This is a genomic window from Streptomyces sp. NPDC093544 (genome assembly GCF_040683495.1).
Classification (GTDB): Bacteria; Actinomycetota; Actinomycetes; order Streptomycetales; family Streptomycetaceae; genus Streptomyces.
Genome location: NZ_JBFBEA010000022.1, coordinates 13,421 through 31,340, shown reverse-complemented (window position 1 = coordinate 31,340; position 17,920 = coordinate 13,421). Strand labels below are relative to the sequence as shown.

The 17,920-nt window shown below is 68.3% G+C and carries 19 protein-coding genes and 1 pseudogene; 6 read left to right on the top strand and 14 right to left on the bottom strand.

Features of this window, described 5'->3' with window-relative positions:
- The first annotated feature begins 15 nt into the window (after positions 1-15).
- Positions 16-423: a hypothetical protein gene (locus tag AB0N66_RS30195; RefSeq protein ID WP_365440903.1), complete on the top strand. Its 408-nt coding sequence runs from the start codon at positions 16-18 to the stop codon at positions 421-423.
- 76 nt (positions 424-499) lie between these two features.
- Here the strand turns inward: AB0N66_RS30195 and pyk are convergent, their stop codons facing one another.
- The 3 genes from pyk to pta all read right to left on the bottom strand — a co-directional run bounded on the left by pyk (position 500) and on the right by pta (position 5,465).
- Positions 500-1,933, bottom strand: coding sequence for a pyruvate kinase (gene pyk, locus AB0N66_RS30190; RefSeq protein ID WP_365440901.1), 1,434 nt, complete (start codon positions 1,931-1,933; stop codon positions 500-502).
- Positions 1,934-2,166: 233 nt separating this feature from the next.
- Positions 2,167-3,378, bottom strand: a complete 1,212-nt coding sequence (locus tag AB0N66_RS30185; RefSeq protein WP_365440899.1) for an acetate kinase — start codon at positions 3,376-3,378, stop codon at positions 2,167-2,169.
- Positions 3,375-5,465: a phosphate acetyltransferase gene (gene pta, locus AB0N66_RS30180; protein ID WP_365440897.1), complete on the bottom strand. Its 2,091-nt coding sequence runs from the start codon at positions 5,463-5,465 to the stop codon at positions 3,375-3,377. Before pta ends, AB0N66_RS30185 begins: the two co-directional genes overlap by 4 nt.
- Positions 5,466-5,712: 247 nt before the next feature.
- Between pta and AB0N66_RS30175 the strand changes: the two genes are divergently transcribed.
- Positions 5,713-6,741, top strand: a complete 1,029-nt coding sequence (locus tag AB0N66_RS30175) for an ATP-dependent 6-phosphofructokinase (protein WP_365440895.1) — start codon at positions 5,713-5,715, stop codon at positions 6,739-6,741.
- A gap of 78 nt (positions 6,742-6,819) precedes the next feature.
- On the opposite strand, the gene AB0N66_RS30170 is transcribed toward AB0N66_RS30175, so the two are convergent.
- The 4 genes from AB0N66_RS30170 to AB0N66_RS30155 form a co-directional block, all read right to left on the bottom strand.
- Positions 6,820-7,449: an XRE family transcriptional regulator gene (locus AB0N66_RS30170; RefSeq protein WP_365441154.1), complete on the bottom strand. Its 630-nt coding sequence runs from the start codon at positions 7,447-7,449 to the stop codon at positions 6,820-6,822.
- A 486-nt stretch (positions 7,450-7,935) separates the two neighbouring features.
- Positions 7,936-8,892: a polyphosphate kinase 2 gene (ppk2, locus tag AB0N66_RS30165; RefSeq protein ID WP_365440893.1), complete on the bottom strand. Its 957-nt coding sequence runs from the start codon at positions 8,890-8,892 to the stop codon at positions 7,936-7,938.
- 6 nt (positions 8,893-8,898) lie between these two features.
- Positions 8,899-9,141 carry a DUF6411 family protein gene (locus AB0N66_RS30160; protein WP_365440891.1) on the bottom strand — a complete coding sequence of 81 codons (243 nt, stop codon included), beginning with the start codon at positions 9,139-9,141 and terminating at the stop codon, positions 8,899-8,901.
- A 107-nt stretch (positions 9,142-9,248) separates the two neighbouring features.
- Positions 9,249-10,421 (bottom strand): phospholipase D-like domain-containing protein, encoded by a 1,173-nt coding sequence (locus AB0N66_RS30155; RefSeq protein ID WP_365441152.1) that lies wholly within the window; start codon positions 10,419-10,421, stop codon positions 9,249-9,251.
- A 218-nt stretch (positions 10,422-10,639) separates the two neighbouring features.
- Here AB0N66_RS30155 and AB0N66_RS30150 point away from each other — a divergent pair, with 218 nt between their 5' ends.
- The 3 genes from AB0N66_RS30150 (at position 10,640) to AB0N66_RS30140 (ending at position 12,074) form a co-directional block, all read left to right on the top strand.
- Complete coding sequence (locus tag AB0N66_RS30150; protein ID WP_365441150.1) at positions 10,640-10,813, top strand: hydrophobic protein; 174 nt, start codon at positions 10,640-10,642, stop codon at positions 10,811-10,813.
- Positions 10,814-11,028: 215 nt separating this feature from the next.
- The gene (locus tag AB0N66_RS30145; RefSeq protein ID WP_365441148.1) at positions 11,029-11,379 is read left to right on the top strand and encodes a PRC-barrel domain containing protein; all 351 of its coding nucleotides are present in this window, start codon (positions 11,029-11,031) and stop codon (positions 11,377-11,379) included.
- Positions 11,380-11,522: 143 nt separating this feature from the next.
- Positions 11,523-12,074: a DinB family protein gene (locus AB0N66_RS30140; protein ID WP_365440889.1), complete on the top strand. Its 552-nt coding sequence runs from the start codon at positions 11,523-11,525 to the stop codon at positions 12,072-12,074.
- Positions 12,075-12,089: 15 nt separating this feature from the next.
- Here the strand turns inward: AB0N66_RS30140 and AB0N66_RS30135 are convergent.
- From AB0N66_RS30135 to AB0N66_RS30115, 5 genes and pseudogenes are all read right to left on the bottom strand, one after another.
- Positions 12,090-12,269, bottom strand: a pseudogene (locus tag AB0N66_RS30135) (hypothetical protein); the annotation flags it as partial.
- Between the two features lie 114 nt (positions 12,270-12,383).
- Positions 12,384-13,367: a PQQ-binding-like beta-propeller repeat protein gene (locus AB0N66_RS30130; protein ID WP_365441146.1), complete on the bottom strand. Its 984-nt coding sequence runs from the start codon at positions 13,365-13,367 to the stop codon at positions 12,384-12,386.
- A 173-nt stretch (positions 13,368-13,540) separates the two neighbouring features.
- The gene (locus AB0N66_RS30125) at positions 13,541-14,155 is read right to left on the bottom strand and encodes a TIR domain-containing protein (RefSeq protein WP_365440887.1); all 615 of its coding nucleotides are present in this window, start codon (positions 14,153-14,155) and stop codon (positions 13,541-13,543) included.
- A gap of 121 nt (positions 14,156-14,276) precedes the next feature.
- Complete coding sequence (locus AB0N66_RS30120) at positions 14,277-14,474, bottom strand: hypothetical protein (protein WP_365440885.1); 198 nt, start codon at positions 14,472-14,474, stop codon at positions 14,277-14,279.
- Positions 14,475-14,482: 8 nt separating this feature from the next.
- On the bottom strand, positions 14,483-15,334 hold the full coding sequence (locus AB0N66_RS30115) for a helix-turn-helix transcriptional regulator (RefSeq protein WP_365440883.1): 852 nt from the start codon (positions 15,332-15,334) through the stop codon (positions 14,483-14,485).
- Positions 15,335-15,610: 276 nt separating this feature from the next.
- Here AB0N66_RS30115 and AB0N66_RS30110 point away from each other — a divergent pair, with 276 nt between their 5' ends.
- Complete coding sequence (locus AB0N66_RS30110; RefSeq protein ID WP_365440881.1) at positions 15,611-16,132, top strand: ATP-binding protein; 522 nt, start codon at positions 15,611-15,613, stop codon at positions 16,130-16,132.
- A 4-nt stretch (positions 16,133-16,136) separates the two neighbouring features.
- Here the strand turns inward: AB0N66_RS30110 and AB0N66_RS30105 are convergent, their stop codons facing one another.
- Together AB0N66_RS30105 and AB0N66_RS30100 are read right to left on the bottom strand one after the other, a co-directional pair.
- The gene (locus AB0N66_RS30105; RefSeq protein WP_365441144.1) at positions 16,137-16,991 is read right to left on the bottom strand and encodes a carbohydrate ABC transporter permease; all 855 of its coding nucleotides are present in this window, start codon (positions 16,989-16,991) and stop codon (positions 16,137-16,139) included.
- 52 nt (positions 16,992-17,043) lie between these two features.
- On the bottom strand, positions 17,044-17,886 hold the full coding sequence (locus AB0N66_RS30100) for a sugar ABC transporter permease (RefSeq protein WP_365441142.1): 843 nt from the start codon (positions 17,884-17,886) through the stop codon (positions 17,044-17,046).
- Positions 17,887-17,920: the final 34 nt, after the last annotated feature.

Sequence of the window (17,920 nt, the reverse complement as noted above, 5' to 3'; positions counted from 1 at the left end):
CAGGAAGTACAAGCAATGCCAGAATTCGTGCGCGAGGGCCGGCTTTTCCGGGTGGTGAGCTTCGCCGCGTCACATCGTCAGCTCATTCTGCGCAGCGACGCGACCCAGATCGACGAGACGGAAACCCGGGTCGAAGTGTACTTCGGGCATGTGGAGTTGATGTTTCTCAAGCCCATCTACCGAAAGGGACTCCGTGTCCGTCGGGCCTCCGAAGGGGAGTTCGCGACGTTGCGGGAACGTCATGACATCCCGGCGGACGACGCCTCCTGGACTTGGATGATCGATCCGGACGGCAGCAGCTTCGTTGTCTCAAGCGCTCCCGCGTGGCGGGAAGCGGCTTGCACATTCGAGGATCCATCCCTGTTCGACTTCTCCAGTCCGCAGCCCCCGGAATTCCCGGTGGACTCAGGCACCGTCGGCTGACCCCCGACAGACAGACGGCTGAAGGCGCCCCCTGCAACAGGGGGCGCCCTCAGCGCCGTACAAGCACTGCCGCAGGTCAGACCGTGCGGGCGCTCTCGCCCAGGTGGTGCACCCGGACCATGTTCGTCGTGCCCGGGACGCCAGGAGGTGAGCCCGCGGTCATGACGACCACGTCGCCGTCGTTGAAGATGTTGAGCTTCTGGAGTTCCTGGTCGACGAGGTCGACCATTTCGTCGGTGCTGTGGACGAAGGGGACGACGTGGGACTCGACGCCCCAGCTGAGGGTGAGCTGGTTGCGGGTGCCCTCGTCCGTGGTGAAGGCCAGGATCGGCTGGGAGGCGCGGTAGCGCGAGAGGCGGCGGGCGGTGTCGCCGGACTTGGTGAAGGCGACCAGGCCCTTGCCGCCGAGGAAGTCGGCGATCTCGCAGGCGGCGCGGGCGACCGAACCGCCCTGGGTGCGCGGCTTCTTGCCGGGGACCAGAGGCTGGAGGCCCTTGGAGAGGAGCTCCTCCTCGGCCGCCACGACGATCCTCGACATCGTCTTGACCGTCTCGATCGGGTACGCGCCCACGGACGACTCGGCGGACAGCATGACCGCGTCCGCGCCGTCGAGGATCGCGTTGGCGACGTCGGACGCCTCGGCGCGCGTGGGGCGGGAGTTGGTGATCATCGACTCCATCATCTGGGTCGCGACGATCACCGGCTTGGCGTTGCGGCGGCAGAGCTCCACGAGGCGCTTCTGCACCATCGGGACCTTCTCCAGCGGGTACTCGACGGCCAGGTCGCCGCGGGCCACCATGACGGAGTCGAACGCCGCGACGACGCCCTCCATGTTCTCGACCGCCTGCGGCTTCTCCACCTTGGCGATGACGGGGACCCGGCGGCCCTCCTCGTCCATCACCTTGTGGACGTCGTTCACGTCGTGGGCGTCGCGCACGAAGGACAGGGCGACCATGTCGCAGCCCATCCGCAGGGCGAAGCGCAGGTCCTCGACGTCCTTGTCGGACAGCGCGGGCACGTTGACCGCCGTACCCGGCAGGTTGATGCCCTTGTGGTCGGAGATCACGCCGCCCTCGACGACGATCGACTTGACCCGGGGGCCGGTGACCTCGACGACCCGCAGCTCGACGTTGCCGTCGTTGATGAGGATCTGGTCGCCCTTGGAGACGTCGCTGGGCAGGCCCTTGTAGGTCGTGCCGCAGATCGACTTGTCGCCCGCGACGTCCTCGGTGGTGATGGTGAACTCGTCACCGCGCACCAGCTCGACGGGCCCCTCGGCGAAGGTCTCCAGGCGGATCTTGGGCCCCTGGAGGTCGGCGAGAACACCGATGGCCTTGCCGGTCTCTTCCGAGGCGGCCCGGACACGGTCGTACCGGCCCTGGTGCTCGGCGTGCGTCCCGTGGCTGAAGTTGAAGCGGGCCACGTTCATGCCGGCCTCGATCAGCGCGACGAGCTGCTCGTGGGAGTCGACCGCGGGGCCGAGAGTACAGACGATTTTCGAACGGCGCATAGGACGATCCTATCGGTTTGTTTCGCTACGGAATATTCCGTCTGGCGGAAGATACAAATGGGCGGGCAGGCGCTCAGGCGTATCTCTCGTATCTCTCGCCGGGCTGGGATATATCAGGCATGAGGTGGGATGTATCAGGCGTGAGGTGGGGTGTATCAGACATACGTGCCGACGGGCTCAGGTATGGATCTCGCGGCCATATGTCTCTGCGGCTCAGGCATATCTCTCTCGGCTCAGGCATTGCTCTCTCCGACCAGCGCGTACGTCTGTGTCGCGATCTCCAGTTCCTCGTCCGTCGGCACCACGGCGACCGCGACGCGCGCGTACTGCGGCGAGATGAGCCTGGGTCCATCCGCTCGTACGGCGTTCAGGTCGCCGTCGACCGCCAGGCCCAGCGCCTCCAGGCCGGCGATCGCGGCCTCGCGCACCGGGGCGGCGTTCTCCCCGACTCCGGCGGTGAAAGCGATGGCGTCCACCCGGCCGAGGACCGCGTAGTAGGCGCCGATGTACTTCTTCAGGCGGTGGATGTAGATGTCGAAGGCGAGCTGGGCCTGCTCGTCACCCTCGTCGACACGACGGCGGATCTCGCGCATGTCGTTGTCGCCGCACAGGCCGATCAGGCCACTCTGCTTGTTCAGCAAAGTGTCGATCTCGTCGGTGGACAACCCCCCAACGCGCATCAAATGGAAGATGACCGCCGGATCCACGTCTCCGGAGCGCGTACCCATCACGAGCCCCTCCAAGGGCGTCAGCCCCATCGAGGTGTCCACGCACCGGCCGCCCCGCACGGCCGAGGCCGACGCTCCGTTGCCGAGGTGCAGCACGATGACGTTCACCTCCTCCGGCGTCCTGCCCAGCAGCTTCGCGGTCTCCCGGGACACGTACGCGTGCGACGTGCCGTGGAAGCCGTACCGGCGGATGCGGTGCTCGTCGGCGGTCTTCACGTCGATCGCGTAGCGCGCCGCGGACTCCGGCATCGTCGTGTGGAACGCGGTGTCGAAGACCGCGACCTGGGGGAGGTCGGGGCGCAGTGCCCGGGCGGTACGGATGCCGGTGAGGTTGGCCGGGTTGTGGAGCGGTGCCACCGGGATCAGGCGCTCGATCTCGGCGATGACGGTGTCGTCGATGACGGTCGGATCGGTGAAGAACATGCCGCCGTGCACGACCCGGTGGCCGATCGCGAGCAGTTCGGGGGAGTCCAGGCCGAGCCCGTCCTTGGCCAGTTCCGCGGCGACGGCCTTGAGGGCGGCCTCGTGGTCGGCGATGGGGACGGTCTGCTCGCGGGTCTCCCCACCGAGCAGCGGGGTGTGCTTGAGCCTGCTCGTCTCCTCGCCGATGCGCTCGACGAGGCCCATGGCCAGCCGACTGGTGTCCCGCATGTCGAGCAACTGGTACTTGACCGACGAGGAGCCGGAGTTGAGGACGAGGACACGGGTCGCGCTCACAGCTGGGACACCTTCGGGTCGGGGCTCTGGGCCTGGATCGCCGTGATGGCGACGGTGTTCACGATGTCCTGAACCAGCGCGCCGCGTGACAGGTCGTTGACGGGCTTGCGCAGGCCCTGCATGACCGGGCCGACGGCGATCGCGCCGGCCGAACGCTGCACGGCCTTGTAGGTGTTGTTGCCGGTGTTGAGGTCCGGGAAGATCAGCACGGACGCCTGCCCGGCGACCTCCGACTCCGGCATCTTGGTGGCCGCGACGGACGGCTCCACGGCCGCGTCGTACTGGATCGGCCCCTCGATCCGCAGGTCGGCGCGGCGCAGTCGCACCAGCTCGGTGGCCTCGCGCACCTTGTCGACGTCGGCGCCCGTACCGGACGTACCCGTCGAGTACGACAGCATCGCGATCCGCGGCTCGACGCCGAACTGCCGGGCGGTGGTGGCCGACTGGATGGCGATGTCGCAGAGCTGCTCGGCGTTCGGGTCCGGGTTGACCGCGCAGTCGCCGTAGACGAGGACCTTGTCGGCGAGGCACATGAAGAAGACGGACGACACGATCTTCGTGTCCGGCTTGGTCTTGATGATCTCGAAGGCGGGCCGGATGGTGGCGGCGGTGGAGTGCACGCAGCCCGACACCATGCCGTCGGCGAGGCCCTCCTGCACCATCAGCGTCCCGAAGTAGTTCACGTCGGCGACGACGTCGTACGCCAGCTCGACGCTCACGCCCCGGTGCGCGCGCAGCTCGGCGTACCTCTCCGCGAAGCGGTCGCGCAGTTCGGAGGTCGCCGGGTCGATGAGCTGGGTGGTGCCCAGGTCGATGCCGAGGTCGGCGGCCTTCTTGCGGATCTGGTCGAGGGGGCCGAGCAGCGTCAGGTCGCAGACGCCCCGGCGCAGCAGCACCTCGGCGGCGTGCAGGACGCGCTCCTCGGTGCCTTCCGGCAGCACGACGCGGCGCTTGTCGGAGCGGGCCTGCTCCAGGAGCTTGTGCTCGAACATCATGGGCGTGAGGCGGTCGCTGCTCGGCGCGGAGACGCGCTTGAGGAGGTCGCTGGTGTCCACGTACCGCTCGAAGAGACCGAGCGCCGTCTCCGCCTTCCTCGGCGTGGCGGCGTTCAACTTCCCTTCCAGGCCGAAGAGTTCGGTCGCGGTGGGGAAGGAGTTCCCGGCCACCGAGACGACCGGGGTGCCGGGCGCGAGGCGGGCCGCGAGGGTGAGGATCTCGTCGCTGGGCCGCTCGTTCAGGGTGAGCAGCACGCCGGCGATGGGCGGGGTGCCCGCGCTGTGCGCGGCGAGCGAGCCGATGACCAGGTCGGCGCGGTCGCCGGGGGTGACGACCAGACAGCCGGGGGTCAGGGCGTTGAGGAAGTTCGGCAGCATCGCGCCGCCGAAGACGAAGTCGAGCGCGTCGCGCGCGAGCCCCGCGCTGTCGCCGAGGAGCACCGTGCCGTCGAGGGCCTGGGCGATCTGCGCGACGGTGGGCGCGGAGAGCGCGGGTTCGTCCGGGAGCACGTAACTGGGCACCGGCAGACGGCTGTCGAGCCGCTCGTGTATCCCGGCGCGGTCGGCCGGGGCGACCCGGTTCACCACCATCGCGAGGACGTCGCAGCCCAGTCCGTCGTACGCGCGATAGGCGTTGCGCGTCTCGGCGCGCACGGACTCCGAGGTCTGCCCCCGGCCTCCGACGACCGGGATGACGGACGCGCCGAACTCGTTCGCCAGCCGGGCGTTGAGCGCCAGCTCGTCGGGGAACTGCGTGTCGGCGAAGTCGGTGCCGAGGACGAGGACGACGTCGTAGTCACGGGCGACGCGATGAAAACGGTCGACCAGGGTGGACACCAGCTCGTCCGTGCCCTGCTCGGCCTGGAGCGCGGACGCCTCGTGGTAGTCCATGCCGTAGACCGTCGCCGGGTCCTGGGTGAGGCGGTAACGGGCGCGCAGCAGCTCGAAGAGCCGGTCCGGACCGTCGTGCACGAGCGGACGGAACACCCCCACCCGGTCGACCTGACGGGTCAGGAGTTCCATGACTCCCAGCTCGACGACCTGACGGCCGTCGCCGCGGTCGATCCCGGTCACGTACACGCTGCGCGTCACGCGTGCTCTCCATCCGTTCGTCTCGTTGTCGGGAGACTGTTCTCAGCGGTTCTGGGGGTGTTTTTGGGGCTCGGTAAAATAGCCCACTAAGGTGAGCAGAAGCCTCTTGACAATACCTCTGCGGGTAGCTAGGGCGCCCGCCAGGGAGAACGTCCTGGTGGGGGGTGCGGAAGCGACGACGCCCTTCGGGCCGTGAAAGACTCGCACCGGCTCACACGTACCAGCAGCGAGCAGGAGACACAGCACGATGCGCATCGGAGTTCTCACCGCAGGCGGCGACTGTCCTGGCCTGAACGCAGTGATCCGGTCGGTCGTGCACCGAGCGGTCACCAACTACGGGGACGAGGTCGTCGGCTTCGAGGACGGCTACGCCGGCCTGCTCGAAGGCCGCTACCGCACCCTCGACCTCGACGCGGTCAGCGGCATCCTCGCCCGCGGCGGCACCATCCTCGGCTCCTCCCGCCTCCAGCGCGACCGGCTCCGGGAGGCCTGCGAGAACGCGCAGGACATGGCCCGTGAATTCGGCATCGACGTGCTCATCCCGATCGGCGGCGAGGGCACGCTGACCGCCGCGCGGATGCTCTCGGACTCGGGGGGCCTCCCCGTCGTCGGCGTCCCGAAGACGATCGACAACGACATCTCGGGCACGGACCGGACCTTCGGCTTCGATACGGCGGTGGGCGTCGCCACCGAAGCGATGGACCGACTCAAGACCACCGCCGAGTCCCACCAGCGCGTGATGGTCGTCGAGGTCATGGGTCGGCACGCCGGCTGGATCGCCCTGGAGTCCGGCATGGCGGCCGGCGCCCACGGCATCTGCCTGCCCGAGCGCCCCTTCGACCCGGCCGACCTGGTGGCGATGGTCGAGGAACGCTTCGCGCGCGGCAAGAGGTTCGCCGTCGTCTGCGTCGCCGAGGGCGCGCACCCCGCCGAGGGCACCATGGACTACGGCCACGGCGCGATCGACAAGTTCGGCCACGAGCGCTTCCAGGGCATCGGCACGGCCCTCGCGTTCGAGCTGGAGCGGCGCCTCGGCAAGGAGGCCAAGCCGGTCATCCTCGGCCACATCCAGCGCGGCGGCACACCGACCGCGTACGACCGCGTGCTCGCCACCCGCTTCGGCTGGCACGCCGTCGAGGCCGCCCACCGCGGCGAGTTCGGCAGGATGACGGCCCTGCGCGGCACGGAGATCGAAATGGTGCCGCTGGCGGACGCGACCGCCGAGCTGAAGACGGTGCCGAAGGACCGGATGGACGAGGCGGAGTCGGTGTTCTAGGGGTCGCCGGTGTTCTAGAGGCCGTCGGTGTTCTAGCGGTCGCGGCTGTTCTGAGGTCGTCTTTCGCGGCCGGGGCTTTCAGTACGTAGTTCTCTGGACCATCGACCAGAACTGGTCGACGATCCGGTCCAGGAAGTCCCGGCCCGACTCGCCGGCGTCGGTGGCGGCCGAACCGTCGCCCCAGCTCAGCGAGGCGACCATCTGCCCCTGGTAATCGGTGTGCATCTCCTCCAGGACGTCCTCCAGAAGCCGCCGGTCCAGGGACACCATCTTGGCGACCGGGCGCACGTACGCCTGCCAGCGCGTAGTCATCGCGCTGCGCAGCAGTTCCGCGAGCTTGTCGTCGCGCCCCGTCACCGTGACGAAGTCGCGCAGCGAGAGGTCGAGAACCTCGGCGAGCGTGGCCGACTGCCGCTCGTTGCCGCGCCACTCGCCGGACTCCTCCATCCGCTGGTACGCGAGGAGTTCGAGGCCGACGGAGCGCGCGAGGTCGTCGGTGGCGAGGCCGCGCGCGACACGGTGCTCGCGCAAGGTCCGTGGCGCGCCGATGAGATCACCCTGTGAACACCACAACACGCCCGCAAGCGCGGTGAGTTCGGGTGCACTCGGCTCGGCGATCCCGCGTTCCCAGGCGGCGACCAGGTCCGGGGTGACGTAGGGAAGTCCGTACGAGGCTCGCATCCCGTACGCGACATGCTCGGGCCCCATTCCTAGCGCCGCCCGAAGTCTGCGGGCGGCCGGGGCGTTGAAGGGCGGGGTGGGCTGATGGGCCTGCGGTCGGTGCACGCGGTCAAAGTATGGGCCGGGGGCGGCGGTGACTACAGTCTGTTCGGCCACAATCACGGATTGTAGGAACATACGGTTTCGGCCGTCGGGTCGCGATGGCCGAAGATCACCCGGTGACGTCCGGGGCCGGCGGCTCGGTGTGGCCGCGGCCGCTCGCACGTGCTGTCCGGGAACCCGGCGGTCGCGTGAACGGCAAGGCAGGAGGGCATATGCGCGAGGGGCTGCTCGCTTCCGGCTGCCGGTGTTCCGTCGACGGCCTGCTGGGCGACATCCGCGCCGTACTGTCCGGATCCACCGTGACCGCGTCGTCGTCATCACCGTCGTCGGCCGCGCGAGGGTGGAGAACCTTCGGCGCAATCCGAACGTGTTCCTTTCCCCGGCCCTTTCCTCGGCTCTGCCCCGTCTGTGTCAGGCGGTTTCAGGGTGGTTGCCGGGGCCGGTGGTGCGACGGGACAGCGGAGTGGGGGAGAGCGCGGTGTCCTCCTCGCCGGGTTCGAGGAGGGTGTCGGCGGGGCCGATGACGAGTGGGTCTGGTGTACCGACCGACTCGGGATCCTTGTCGGCGTAGTCGACGCGCGAGAGCAGACCGCGCATGGCTTCCAGACGGGCGCGACGTTTGTCGTTGCTTTTGACGACCGTCCACGGGGCGGGCTCGGTGTCGGTGGCGCGGAACATGTCGACCTTCGCCTCGGTGTAGTCGTCCCACAGGTCCAGCGACGCGAGGTCGGTGGGGGAGAGCTTCCACCGGCGCACCGGGTCGACCTGCCGGATGGCGAAGCGGGTGCGCTGCTCGGAGCGGGACACGGAGAACCAGAACTTCACCAGCAGGATCCCGTCATCGACGAGCATCCGCTCGAAGGCCGGGCACTGCCTGAAGAACAGCTCCCACTCCTCCTTCGAGCAGTAGCCCATCACCCGCTCCACGCCGACCCGGTTGTACCAGGATCGGTCGAAGAAGACGATCTCTCCCGCCGTCGGCAGATGCGCGATGTACCGCTGGAAGTACCACTGACCGCCCTCCCGGTCGTTGGGTTTGTCCAGGGCGACCACCCGCGCGCCACGGGGGTTGAGCCGCTCGGTGAAGCGCTGGATCGTGCCGCCCTTGCCGGCCGCGTCGCGCCCTTCGCATACGACGACCACCCGCGCGCCGGTGTCCTTGACCCACCGCTGGAGCTTGAGCATCTCTATCTGCAGGACGCGCTTTTCCTGCTCGTACTTTTTGCGGCTGACCTTGCGGTCGTAAGGGTGGTTCTCCCGCCAGGTCTTGGTGGGCCGCCCGGTCTCGTCCAGGACGATCGGCTGCTCGCGGCGACTGGCGTCGACGGTGAGACCGTCCAACAACCCTTCCGCGTCGGTGCTGTTCATGTGCGGTCAGAAGGGCATGCGGCCGCGGGTGCGGCGGCCGGCCGAGCCGCTGCGGCCGACGGCACGGGAACTGCTGCGGAACGGCTTGCTGAACAGCCTGCCCAGGAAGCCAGGCGCCTTGCCGCCGGCTCGAGCTCCGATGCCGAGCGAACGCTGGGTGCCGCGTTCGGGGTGGCGGGAGAGACGGGGGACGAGGAACGCCAGTACGGCCAGGACCACACATACGGCGACGATGGCGAGGATCAGCATCAGTGAACTCCTTCTGGTCGTTGGTCGTTTGTCGGACATAGGACGGGTGCCCCGTCGTGGCATCCCCATGTGGGCTGCGTGTGGTCCGCGTATGGTCCGCGTGCGATCTACAGAAACCGGCGGATGGGGGCCACGGCCGTCTCCCGAAGCCGCTGAGCTGCGGAGCGGCGTTTCCAGCGGCCCTTCTCGATCGGCTCGCTGGCCCGCAGATCCTCGTCGAAGTGCCCGTCGAGGGTGGCGGTGAACTCCTCGTCCATTACGGCGAGCATGACTTCCTCGTCGTGGTCGAGGGAGCGGCGGTTGAGGTTGGTTGAGCCGATCAGGGCCGCGACCCGGTCGACGGTGATGACCTTGGCGTGCATCATCGTCGGCTGGTACTGGAATATGCGTACTCCGCAGGCGAGCAGGTCGTCGTAGAAGTGCTGACCCGCCAACTGGCAGACGCGCTTGTCGGTATGGGGGCCGGGCAGCAGGATCTCCACCTCGACACCGCGCCGGGCGGCCGAGCACAGCAGGTCGACGAAGTGGACGTCGGGGGCGAAGTAGGCGGTGGCCAGGCGGAGTCGTTCCTGGGCGGATTCGATCACGACCCGCAGGAGGGTCTGCATGTCCTGCCAGCCGATGCTGGCCGAACCGCGGACGACCTGGACCACGGCGCCGCCTTCGGACGCGTGGTCGGTGAAGCGGTCGCGGGTGTCGAAGAGGGTGTCGTGGCACTCGGCCCAGTTCTGCGCGAAGGCGGCGGCGATGCCGTCCACCGCGGGTCCGCGCACCTGGGCATGGGTGTCGCGCCACTCGTGCTCGTTACGGGCGTCACCGCACCACTCCTCGGCGATGCCCACCCCGCCAGTGAACGCCGTCTCCTCGTCCACGACCAGCACCTTGCGATGGCAGCGGTGATTCTGCTTGAACGGGGAGAGGTACAAGGGCTTGCGAAACCAAGCCACTTCGGCCCCGGCCTCTTCCATCATCTCAAGCAGGTCCTGCTCGATGAGTCGGCTGCCGAAGCCGTCCAGCAGCAGCCGTACCCGCACACCGTCGCGGGCCCGGTCGGCCAGCGCGGTCGCGAACTGGCGGGCTATCTCACCGCGCCAGTACACGAACGTCATCATGTCCACGGTGTATTCGGCGCCGCGGATGCTCTCCAGCATCGCGGCGAATATCTCGTCCCCGTTGCGCAGCGCCAGCAGGGAGTTGCCTTCCGTGGCGGCGATGCCGAGCAGCCGCTCCAGGCGACGCCGTAGCCGCTGCTTCCGCTCCGCCGGGAGCAGCGGCGGCATGGCGGTCACCCCGGACCCTTCGGACTCACTGCGTGTGCTGGTCACGGCTCCCCCTGCCGGTCGAAGAAGAACGGTCGAAGTAGAACAGTCGAAGAAGAACAGTCGAAGAAGAACAGTAGCGGCGAACCCTATAACCCCGAATAGAAGACTCAAACCCGGAAATCGGTGCGCATGATCGTTCAGGGGTGGGGCACACGATTTTCCGGAGGTTGATAATCATGGTTCCCCTGCTTCTCGTTCTTCTTATCGCTCTCATCCTTTTCGGTGCGGGCTTCGCACTGAAAGCACTGTGGTGGATAGCGGTGATTGTTCTCGTGGTGTGGGTGTTGGGGTTCGTCCTCAGGCCCGCGGCCGGCGGTGGAGGTAAGCGTAGCCGCTGGTACCGCTGGTAGACGGCGGTTTCACACGCCGTAGGGCGAGGGTGCGACGCGCGAATGACCGTGGCTGAAAAGGCCGGGTAGTGCGCCGCTCCCGACAGACCGCACGGATTTCAACCAGATTTCCTGTGCATGGCGGGCACTCGATCGGGAACCCGTCCCCGGTCAGTAAAGATTCCGGCGCTGACCAAGCGTTCGGGGTAATTCTGTACAGCTGAACGAAGGGATTCATCGTGACGAACATGTGGGGTTACCAGCCGACGTCGGGCCACCAGGCGGGCCTGGACCTGACGGGCTTCAAGGTGGAGGCGACCGACGGCCACATCGGCAAGGTCGACAAGTACTCCGAGGAGGTCGGCTCCGCCTACATCGTCGTCGACACCGGTGTGTGGATCTTCGGCAAGCACGTACTGCTGCCGGCCGGCACCATCACTCGCGTGGACACGACCGACAAGAAGGTCTACGTCGGCCGCACCAAGGACGAGATCAAGAACTCTCCTGAGTTCGACAAGGACAAGCACGTCGGGGATGAGGGCTACCACGAGCAGGTCGGTGGCTACTACGGCACCCCGCGCGCCTGACATCTGATCAGACGCCACCCGTACGCGGCGTCGGCCGGCTCCCGAGGGGGTCGGCCAACTCCGCGTTCCCGTACACGTCCGTACGGGAACGCAAGCCTGAGGGCCATGGGCGAGAGCCCTGAACGGCTCGTAGTCTGCGGGCCATGAGTGAGAGCGACGAGAAGGTTCTTCGGGAGCCGCCCATTGCGGGTGACGAGGTCGACACCCTCCTGGGCTCCCTGGAACGTCAGCGCAGGACGCTGGCGTGGAAGTGCGGGGGCCTGGACGCCGCCGGCCTGCGGGCGACGGTCGGTGCGTCGACGATGACGCTGGGAGGGCTGCTCAAGCACCTTGCGCTGGTGGAGGACGACTACTTCTCCGGGCGGCTGTTCGGGCGGAAGCCGGCTTCTCCCTGGGACACGGTGGACTGGGACGCCGACCCCGACTGGGAGTGGCGCTCGGCCGCCGACGACACGCCCGAGCAACTCTATGCGCTCTGGGACGAGACTGTCGCTCGCTCCCGCGCCCTGCTCGCGGAAGCGCTGGCGGATGGTGGCTTGGAACGGTTGTCCCTGCGCACGTGGCCCGACGATAGGGCGCCCAGCCTGCGGCGCATCCTCATCGACCTGATTGAGGAGTACGCGCGACACGTGGGGCACGCGGACCTGATCAGGGAGTCGGTGGACGGGCTGGTGGGGGAGGATCCACCGCGGTGAGGGGCCCTCTGGGGCCTAGAGGAGGTGGTCGGCTTTTCCGGCCTTGATGTCCCGGATGAGGGTGCGGAGGGCTTCGCGGGTGTCGGTGGGGTAGTGGTCTTCCTGGCCGGCGATGGCTATGTAGGCGTTGCCGGTGAGGTCTGGGTCGGTGCCTATGCGGAAGCAGTTGGCGCCTTCGCCGCAGTAGGGCTCTTCCGAGGGCCCCGGAGGGTTCCGGGAAGATCCCGATCCGACCGGACGGTGTCCCCGTCGGCGCCGGTCCGCTTCGGGTGCAACCTGCCGCTCCTTTCTACGGCGGTATCCATGGCTCTACGGCAACGGTCCGCCCGGGGCCGGGCTCGCCTCTATCGCGTACAGGTATCCGTCCCTGCTGCCGACGTAGACCACGCCGTCGGCCACGACCGGGGACGACATCACCGGCCCGCCCGTCCTCACCTTCCACCGCAAACGGCCGTTCTCCGCGCTGATCGCCCACAGGTGGCCGTCGTCGCTGCCGAAGTACACCGTGCCGTCCGCCACCACGGGGGAGGAGCCGATGGGGCCGTCCGTGGAGACGCGCCACCTGATGGCGCCGGTGGTGGCGTTCAGTGCCCACAGCCGATGGTCCTGGCAGCCGACGTACAGGGTGTTGCCGGAGATCGCGGGCGTGGTCCAGATGCTGCCGAGGGAGTCGAGCATCATGTGCCAGCGGAGTGCACCGGTGGCGGCGTCCAGCGCCCGCACGGACGGGCCCAGCCCATTCCCCACGTACAGGGTGCCGTCGTGCAGCAGCGGCGTGGCAGGGGACTGGCTGTAGACGGGCACTTTCCAGCGGACCTCGCCCGTGGCCGGGTCGAACGCCCAGACGATCCCGTCCTTGCTGGCCGCGTAGAGGATGCCGTCGGCGAGCACGGGCGCCGACTCCGTCCCCCAGCCCCTGCCCTGGTACTTCGCCCTCCAGCGGCGCCGCCCGGTCGCCGCGTCCACGGTCCGCAGGTACCGGCCGGCGTTGATGTAGTGGACCAGCCCGTTCGCGACGAGGGGCCGGCTGCGGGAGATCCACCTCATCCGCCTGCGCCAGCGGGGCCGGCCGTCGGCGGCGTCGAGGGCGAACAACTCGCGCCAGCCGGCGGCATATACGGTGTCCCCGGCCACGGTGGGAGAACCCGTGCCTCCGGCGTCGGCATTGGTCCACCGGACGGATCCGTCGGCCGCGTCGACTGCCCACACGCCCCGGCCGGTGACATAGACGGTCCCATCGGTGACGTACGGCGCAGAGCGCACCAAGCCTCCTACGTGCACCCGCCATCGCACGGTTCCGGTTCCCACGGTTCCGGTTCGCTCGGTTGCGGCCGGTGGGACCGAGGTACGGAGCTGGATCCCCTCGCGTGGGCGCCCGTTTCCCCGTCGGCGTCGGTTTCGCTTTGGCACTATGCCCCCCGTGTCGCGTGGCTTCGTTTCGTCAGAGGTCTTCCGGTTCGGCGGAGTCAGATGTCGCAGGCGTCCTGCCAGCCGCACGCGCCGCAGATGACCAGGTCCAGGGCCCGGTCGCTGATGTGGTCGACGGTCACGTACGGGCGCAGCCGCTCACTGCTCACGCCGCACCGCGGACAGGCCGCGAAAAGGCCCAGCCGGCCGAAGTCGCTGATGGCCAAGACGCTTTCGGAGACGTTGCCCCGAACGGTGGGCGCGGGCACGGCGGTTGAACCGATGTGCACGATCATCGCCGCCGTCGCGTCCGCCATACGGTCCGCGCCCCTCGCGAGGCGTATGTGACGCAGGCTGCCCAGGGAGGGCGGCAGCGGCGTGTCGTCGAGGCGGACGGGCACGGGGCGGGCCTCGCCGGTGCCGGTGAGCCCGCTCGGCAGGCCGGGTTCAGCCAGGGCCTCGGCCCACGCGGTTCCGGCGGCGGCCGACCACAGGAGCACGACGGCCTCGTCCGTATCGGCGGAGGGGCACGCCATGCTGCGGGACGCAGGGGAGTCGTCCGAGCCCGACGTCCACGCGTCGAGTACGAGGTCGGCCCCGACCCGCCTCAGCGCGGCCGCCAGCGAGGAAGCTGGTCGCTCGTCCTGCCGCTGGTACGAAAGTCGGGTGCGCATGAGGTCATGGTGCGCCACGGGGGCACGCCGTGGCGTGCGCTTTTCGAACACCGGACCAGTTCGCCGAGCGCCCTCCGGGTGGAGTCGCGGACGTCGAGGCCGGCCGGAGCGCGGTGGGCTTCTAGAGGAGGTGGTCGGCCTTTCCGGCCTTGATGTCCCGGATGAGGGTGCGGAGGGCTTCGCGGGTGTCGGTGAGGTAGTGGTCCTCCTGGCCTGCGATGGCTATGTAGGCGTTGCCGGCGGGGTCGGGGTCGGTGCCTATGCGGAAGCAGTTCGCGCCTTCACCGCAGTAGGGCTCTTCCCAGATGATGTCGGGCACGGGGTCTCCTAGAGGTCGTCTGCGAGGGTGTGGATGAAGGCTCGCGAGGCCGCTGGGGAGAGTGCTACGGACTCGGCCGCGTCGAGTTGGGCCCGGTACTTGAGGAGTTGCGTCCATGTGTCGATGAACTCCGGTCCGTGTGTGCTGTCGAGCTCGACGGTGTCGAGGCGGGGGACGGCCGACTCGGCATACACGACGGACTGCCCGGCACCGGGGAAGCCGCCCGCCTTGAACGGGATGACGCGTACGGTCACGTTCTCGTGCTCGGACACGTGGAGAAGGTGCTCCAACTGCCGCCGTGCGACCGTCGGTCCGCCGAACTCCATGCGGAGGGCGGCCTCATGGAGGATCACGTCGAGGTCCGGGGGCTCGGGTCGGTCGAGCACCTGCTGCCGGTCGACGCGATGGGCGACGCGTACGTCGACGTCGGAGGTAGGCAGAGGCGGGATTACGGCTTCGAAGACGGCGCGGGCGTGGGCCTCGGTCTGGATCAGCCCCGGCAGATGCACGGTGACCGCGATCCGCAGCCGACTGGCGTGCCACTCCATCTCGGCGATGTCCAGGAAGCCGTCGGGAAGTTGACCCCGGTACGCCTCCCACCAGCCCTTGTCCCGCCCGGCGGCCATGGCGGCCAGCGCCTCGACGAACTCCTCGTCCGTGCAGTCGTAGTTGCTCGCGAGTGTACGTACGCGGTCGGCGCTGATGCCTGAGCGGCCTGACTCCATGTTGGGCACGTTCGTGCGCGGGACGCCCAGGAGGCCGGCGGCGTACTCCGTCTTCATTCCGGCCGCGACGCGCATCCTGCGCAACTCCGCGCCCAGCCGCCGCTGCCGCTCTGTCGGTGCATTCCTCGGCGGCATGCGTTCCCTCCCGTTCGGCCGTGTGACGGGGTCAGTCTGCCGTCGGGGTGGGTGATCGGTCCACCAGGATCTTCGGCGAAGGGTAGTACACGTACTCCTTCGATGCCCTACAGTCAGTGACAAGTCGCTTACGGCCCGGCGTCGTTCGGAAGTGCATCGCGCGAGCCTGCCCGCGTTCTCCCTGCCCTGGGAGGGGCGGGCTCGTGTCAGGGAGACAGGCCACTGGTCGAGCCGTACGCACATCGTCATGTCCGCTGAATCTCAAGGGAGTTCGCCATGTCCTCATCGCCGGCCGTCTCGGCCTGCCCCATCTCCGCCGACGTACGGGACGCGGCACCGCCGTCCCCGGACACGCTCGCGTACAGCTTCACGTTGCCCGCCGGGCCGGTGAGTTCGCGGATCGCGCGGGCGGCGACCCGGGTGGCTCTTCAGGCGCACGGGCTGGAGGGCATGACGGAGGCGGCGGTGCAGGTGGTGGCCGAACTGGCCGCGTGCGCCTGCCGGTTCACGCCGGACGACGCCTCGGTGTATGTGTCGCTGCGATTCAGGGAGGGGGCGTTGCGGGTGATCCTTTACGACGGGCATCCGCGGCACAGTCATCCCCGGCTGGCGGCGGCCTGCGATGCGCGGAGGCGGGCGGCGCTGCGGGTGTTGGCGTGCGTGGTGCGGGTGTGTGAGGGGGACTGGGGGTTCGGGGAGGCCAGGGAGCCCGGGGGCGGGACGCGGATGTGGGCGGTGTTGCCCTGGCGAGGGGCTCGGGACTTTGCGGCGGTGGGGGTTGGGGTTCGGAAGGGGTGACACCTCACCCCTTGACCGCCCCACCCAGAGCAAACCCCCCACCCAGCCGCTTAGCCACCAGCACATACAGCAAAATCACCGGCGTCGAGTAAATGATCGAGAATGCCGCCAACTGCCCATAAACCACAGTCCCCCGATTCCCGAAGAAGTCATTGATGCTCACCGACGCGGGCATCTGGTCCGGCGTGAGCAGCAACATAAAGGGCACGAAGAAGTTGCCCCACATCATCACGAACGAGAACACCGTCACCACGGCCACGCCCGGCCTCATCAGTGGCAGCACGATCCGCAGCAGTGACTGGAACGACGAAGCCCCGTCCGTCCAGGCGGCCTCCTCCAGCTCCTTCGGGACCCCGTCCATGAAGTTCTTCATCAGCCAGATGGCGAAGGGCAGTTGGGAGGCCGCGAAGAAGAAGATCGTGCCCTGCATGGTGTCGATCAGGTTCACCTGCACGAAGAGGGCGTACACCGGCACCATGATGGCGGTGATCGGCAGACTCGTCGCGAACAGGATGGTGAGCAGGAAAGGCCGGTTCAGCCGCGATCGGAAACGGGACAGCGGATAGGCGGCGAGCGTCGAGCAGATCACCGTCAGCAGCGTTCCACCCCCGCAGAGGATCAGGCTGTTGAGCAGCGGGGTGAAGGTGATGTCCGGTTTCAGGACCGCGTCGAAGTTGTCCAGCGTGAGGCTGTCGGGAGCCTGCACCCGCAGGCCCGCGTGCGGGTCGAGCGCGGACAGGACCACCCAGACCAGCGGCAGCGCGAACGCGGCGGCCAGGACGAGGAGTCCGGCGTCCGCAGCCAGCCGCCGGGTGGAACGGCGGCGGGACCCGAAGGGCGACCCAAGTGACGACCTCAGGGACGACTTCAGGGACGACTTCAGAGGCGTACGACCAAGCTGAATCGCCATCTCAGACCTCCGTCCGCAGCAGCCGCATGTACACGAGCGAGAACAGCGAGCCGACGACCAGCAGCAGCAACGCCACCGCCGTCCCGTACCCGATCATGCTTTTCTGGAAGGCCTGTTCGTACATGAACAGCGGAAGGGTCTGGCTCTTGCCGCTCGGCCCACCTCGCGTCATCACCCAGATCAGCCCGAACACCGACAGCGTCTGCAGCGTGTTCAGCATGAGATTCGTACCGATCGATCGGCGAATCATCGGGAGCGTGATGTGCCACATCCGCCGCCAGCCCCCCGCCCCGTCCACCTCCGCCGCCTCCGTGATCTCCTTCGGGATTTCATTCAGCGCCGCCGAATAGACCAGCATCGAGAAAGCTGTCCCCCGCCACACGTTCGCGAACGACACCGCCAGGATGGGCAGGGTGAACAACCAGTTCTGGGACGGGAGATGGAGCCAGTCCAGGATGGCGTTCAACGTCCCCTCCCGGCGGAAGAACGCGTACAGCAAAAACCCCGCGACGACCTCCGGCAGTACCCACGCCGTGATGACGATCCCGCCCACGACCGTCCGTACCGGCTTCGACGCCCGCTGCATCAGTGCGGCCAGCGCCAGCCCCAGCGTGTTCTGCCCGACCAGCGACGACAGCACCGTGAATACCAGCGTGAGCCAGACCGCGTTCAGGAACGCGTCGTCCTGGAACGCCGCCCGGAAGTTGTCGAAGCCGACGAACGACGAATGGGCCTGGCCCGTCAACTGCAGGTCCGTGAAGGCGATGTAGGCGCAGTAGCCGATCGGGCCCGCGAGGAAAAGGACGAGCAGAATGAGAGCGGGGGAGACCGGGAGCGCCCGGATGAGGGAGCGGCGGAGGCCTCCCCGGCGAGGGGAG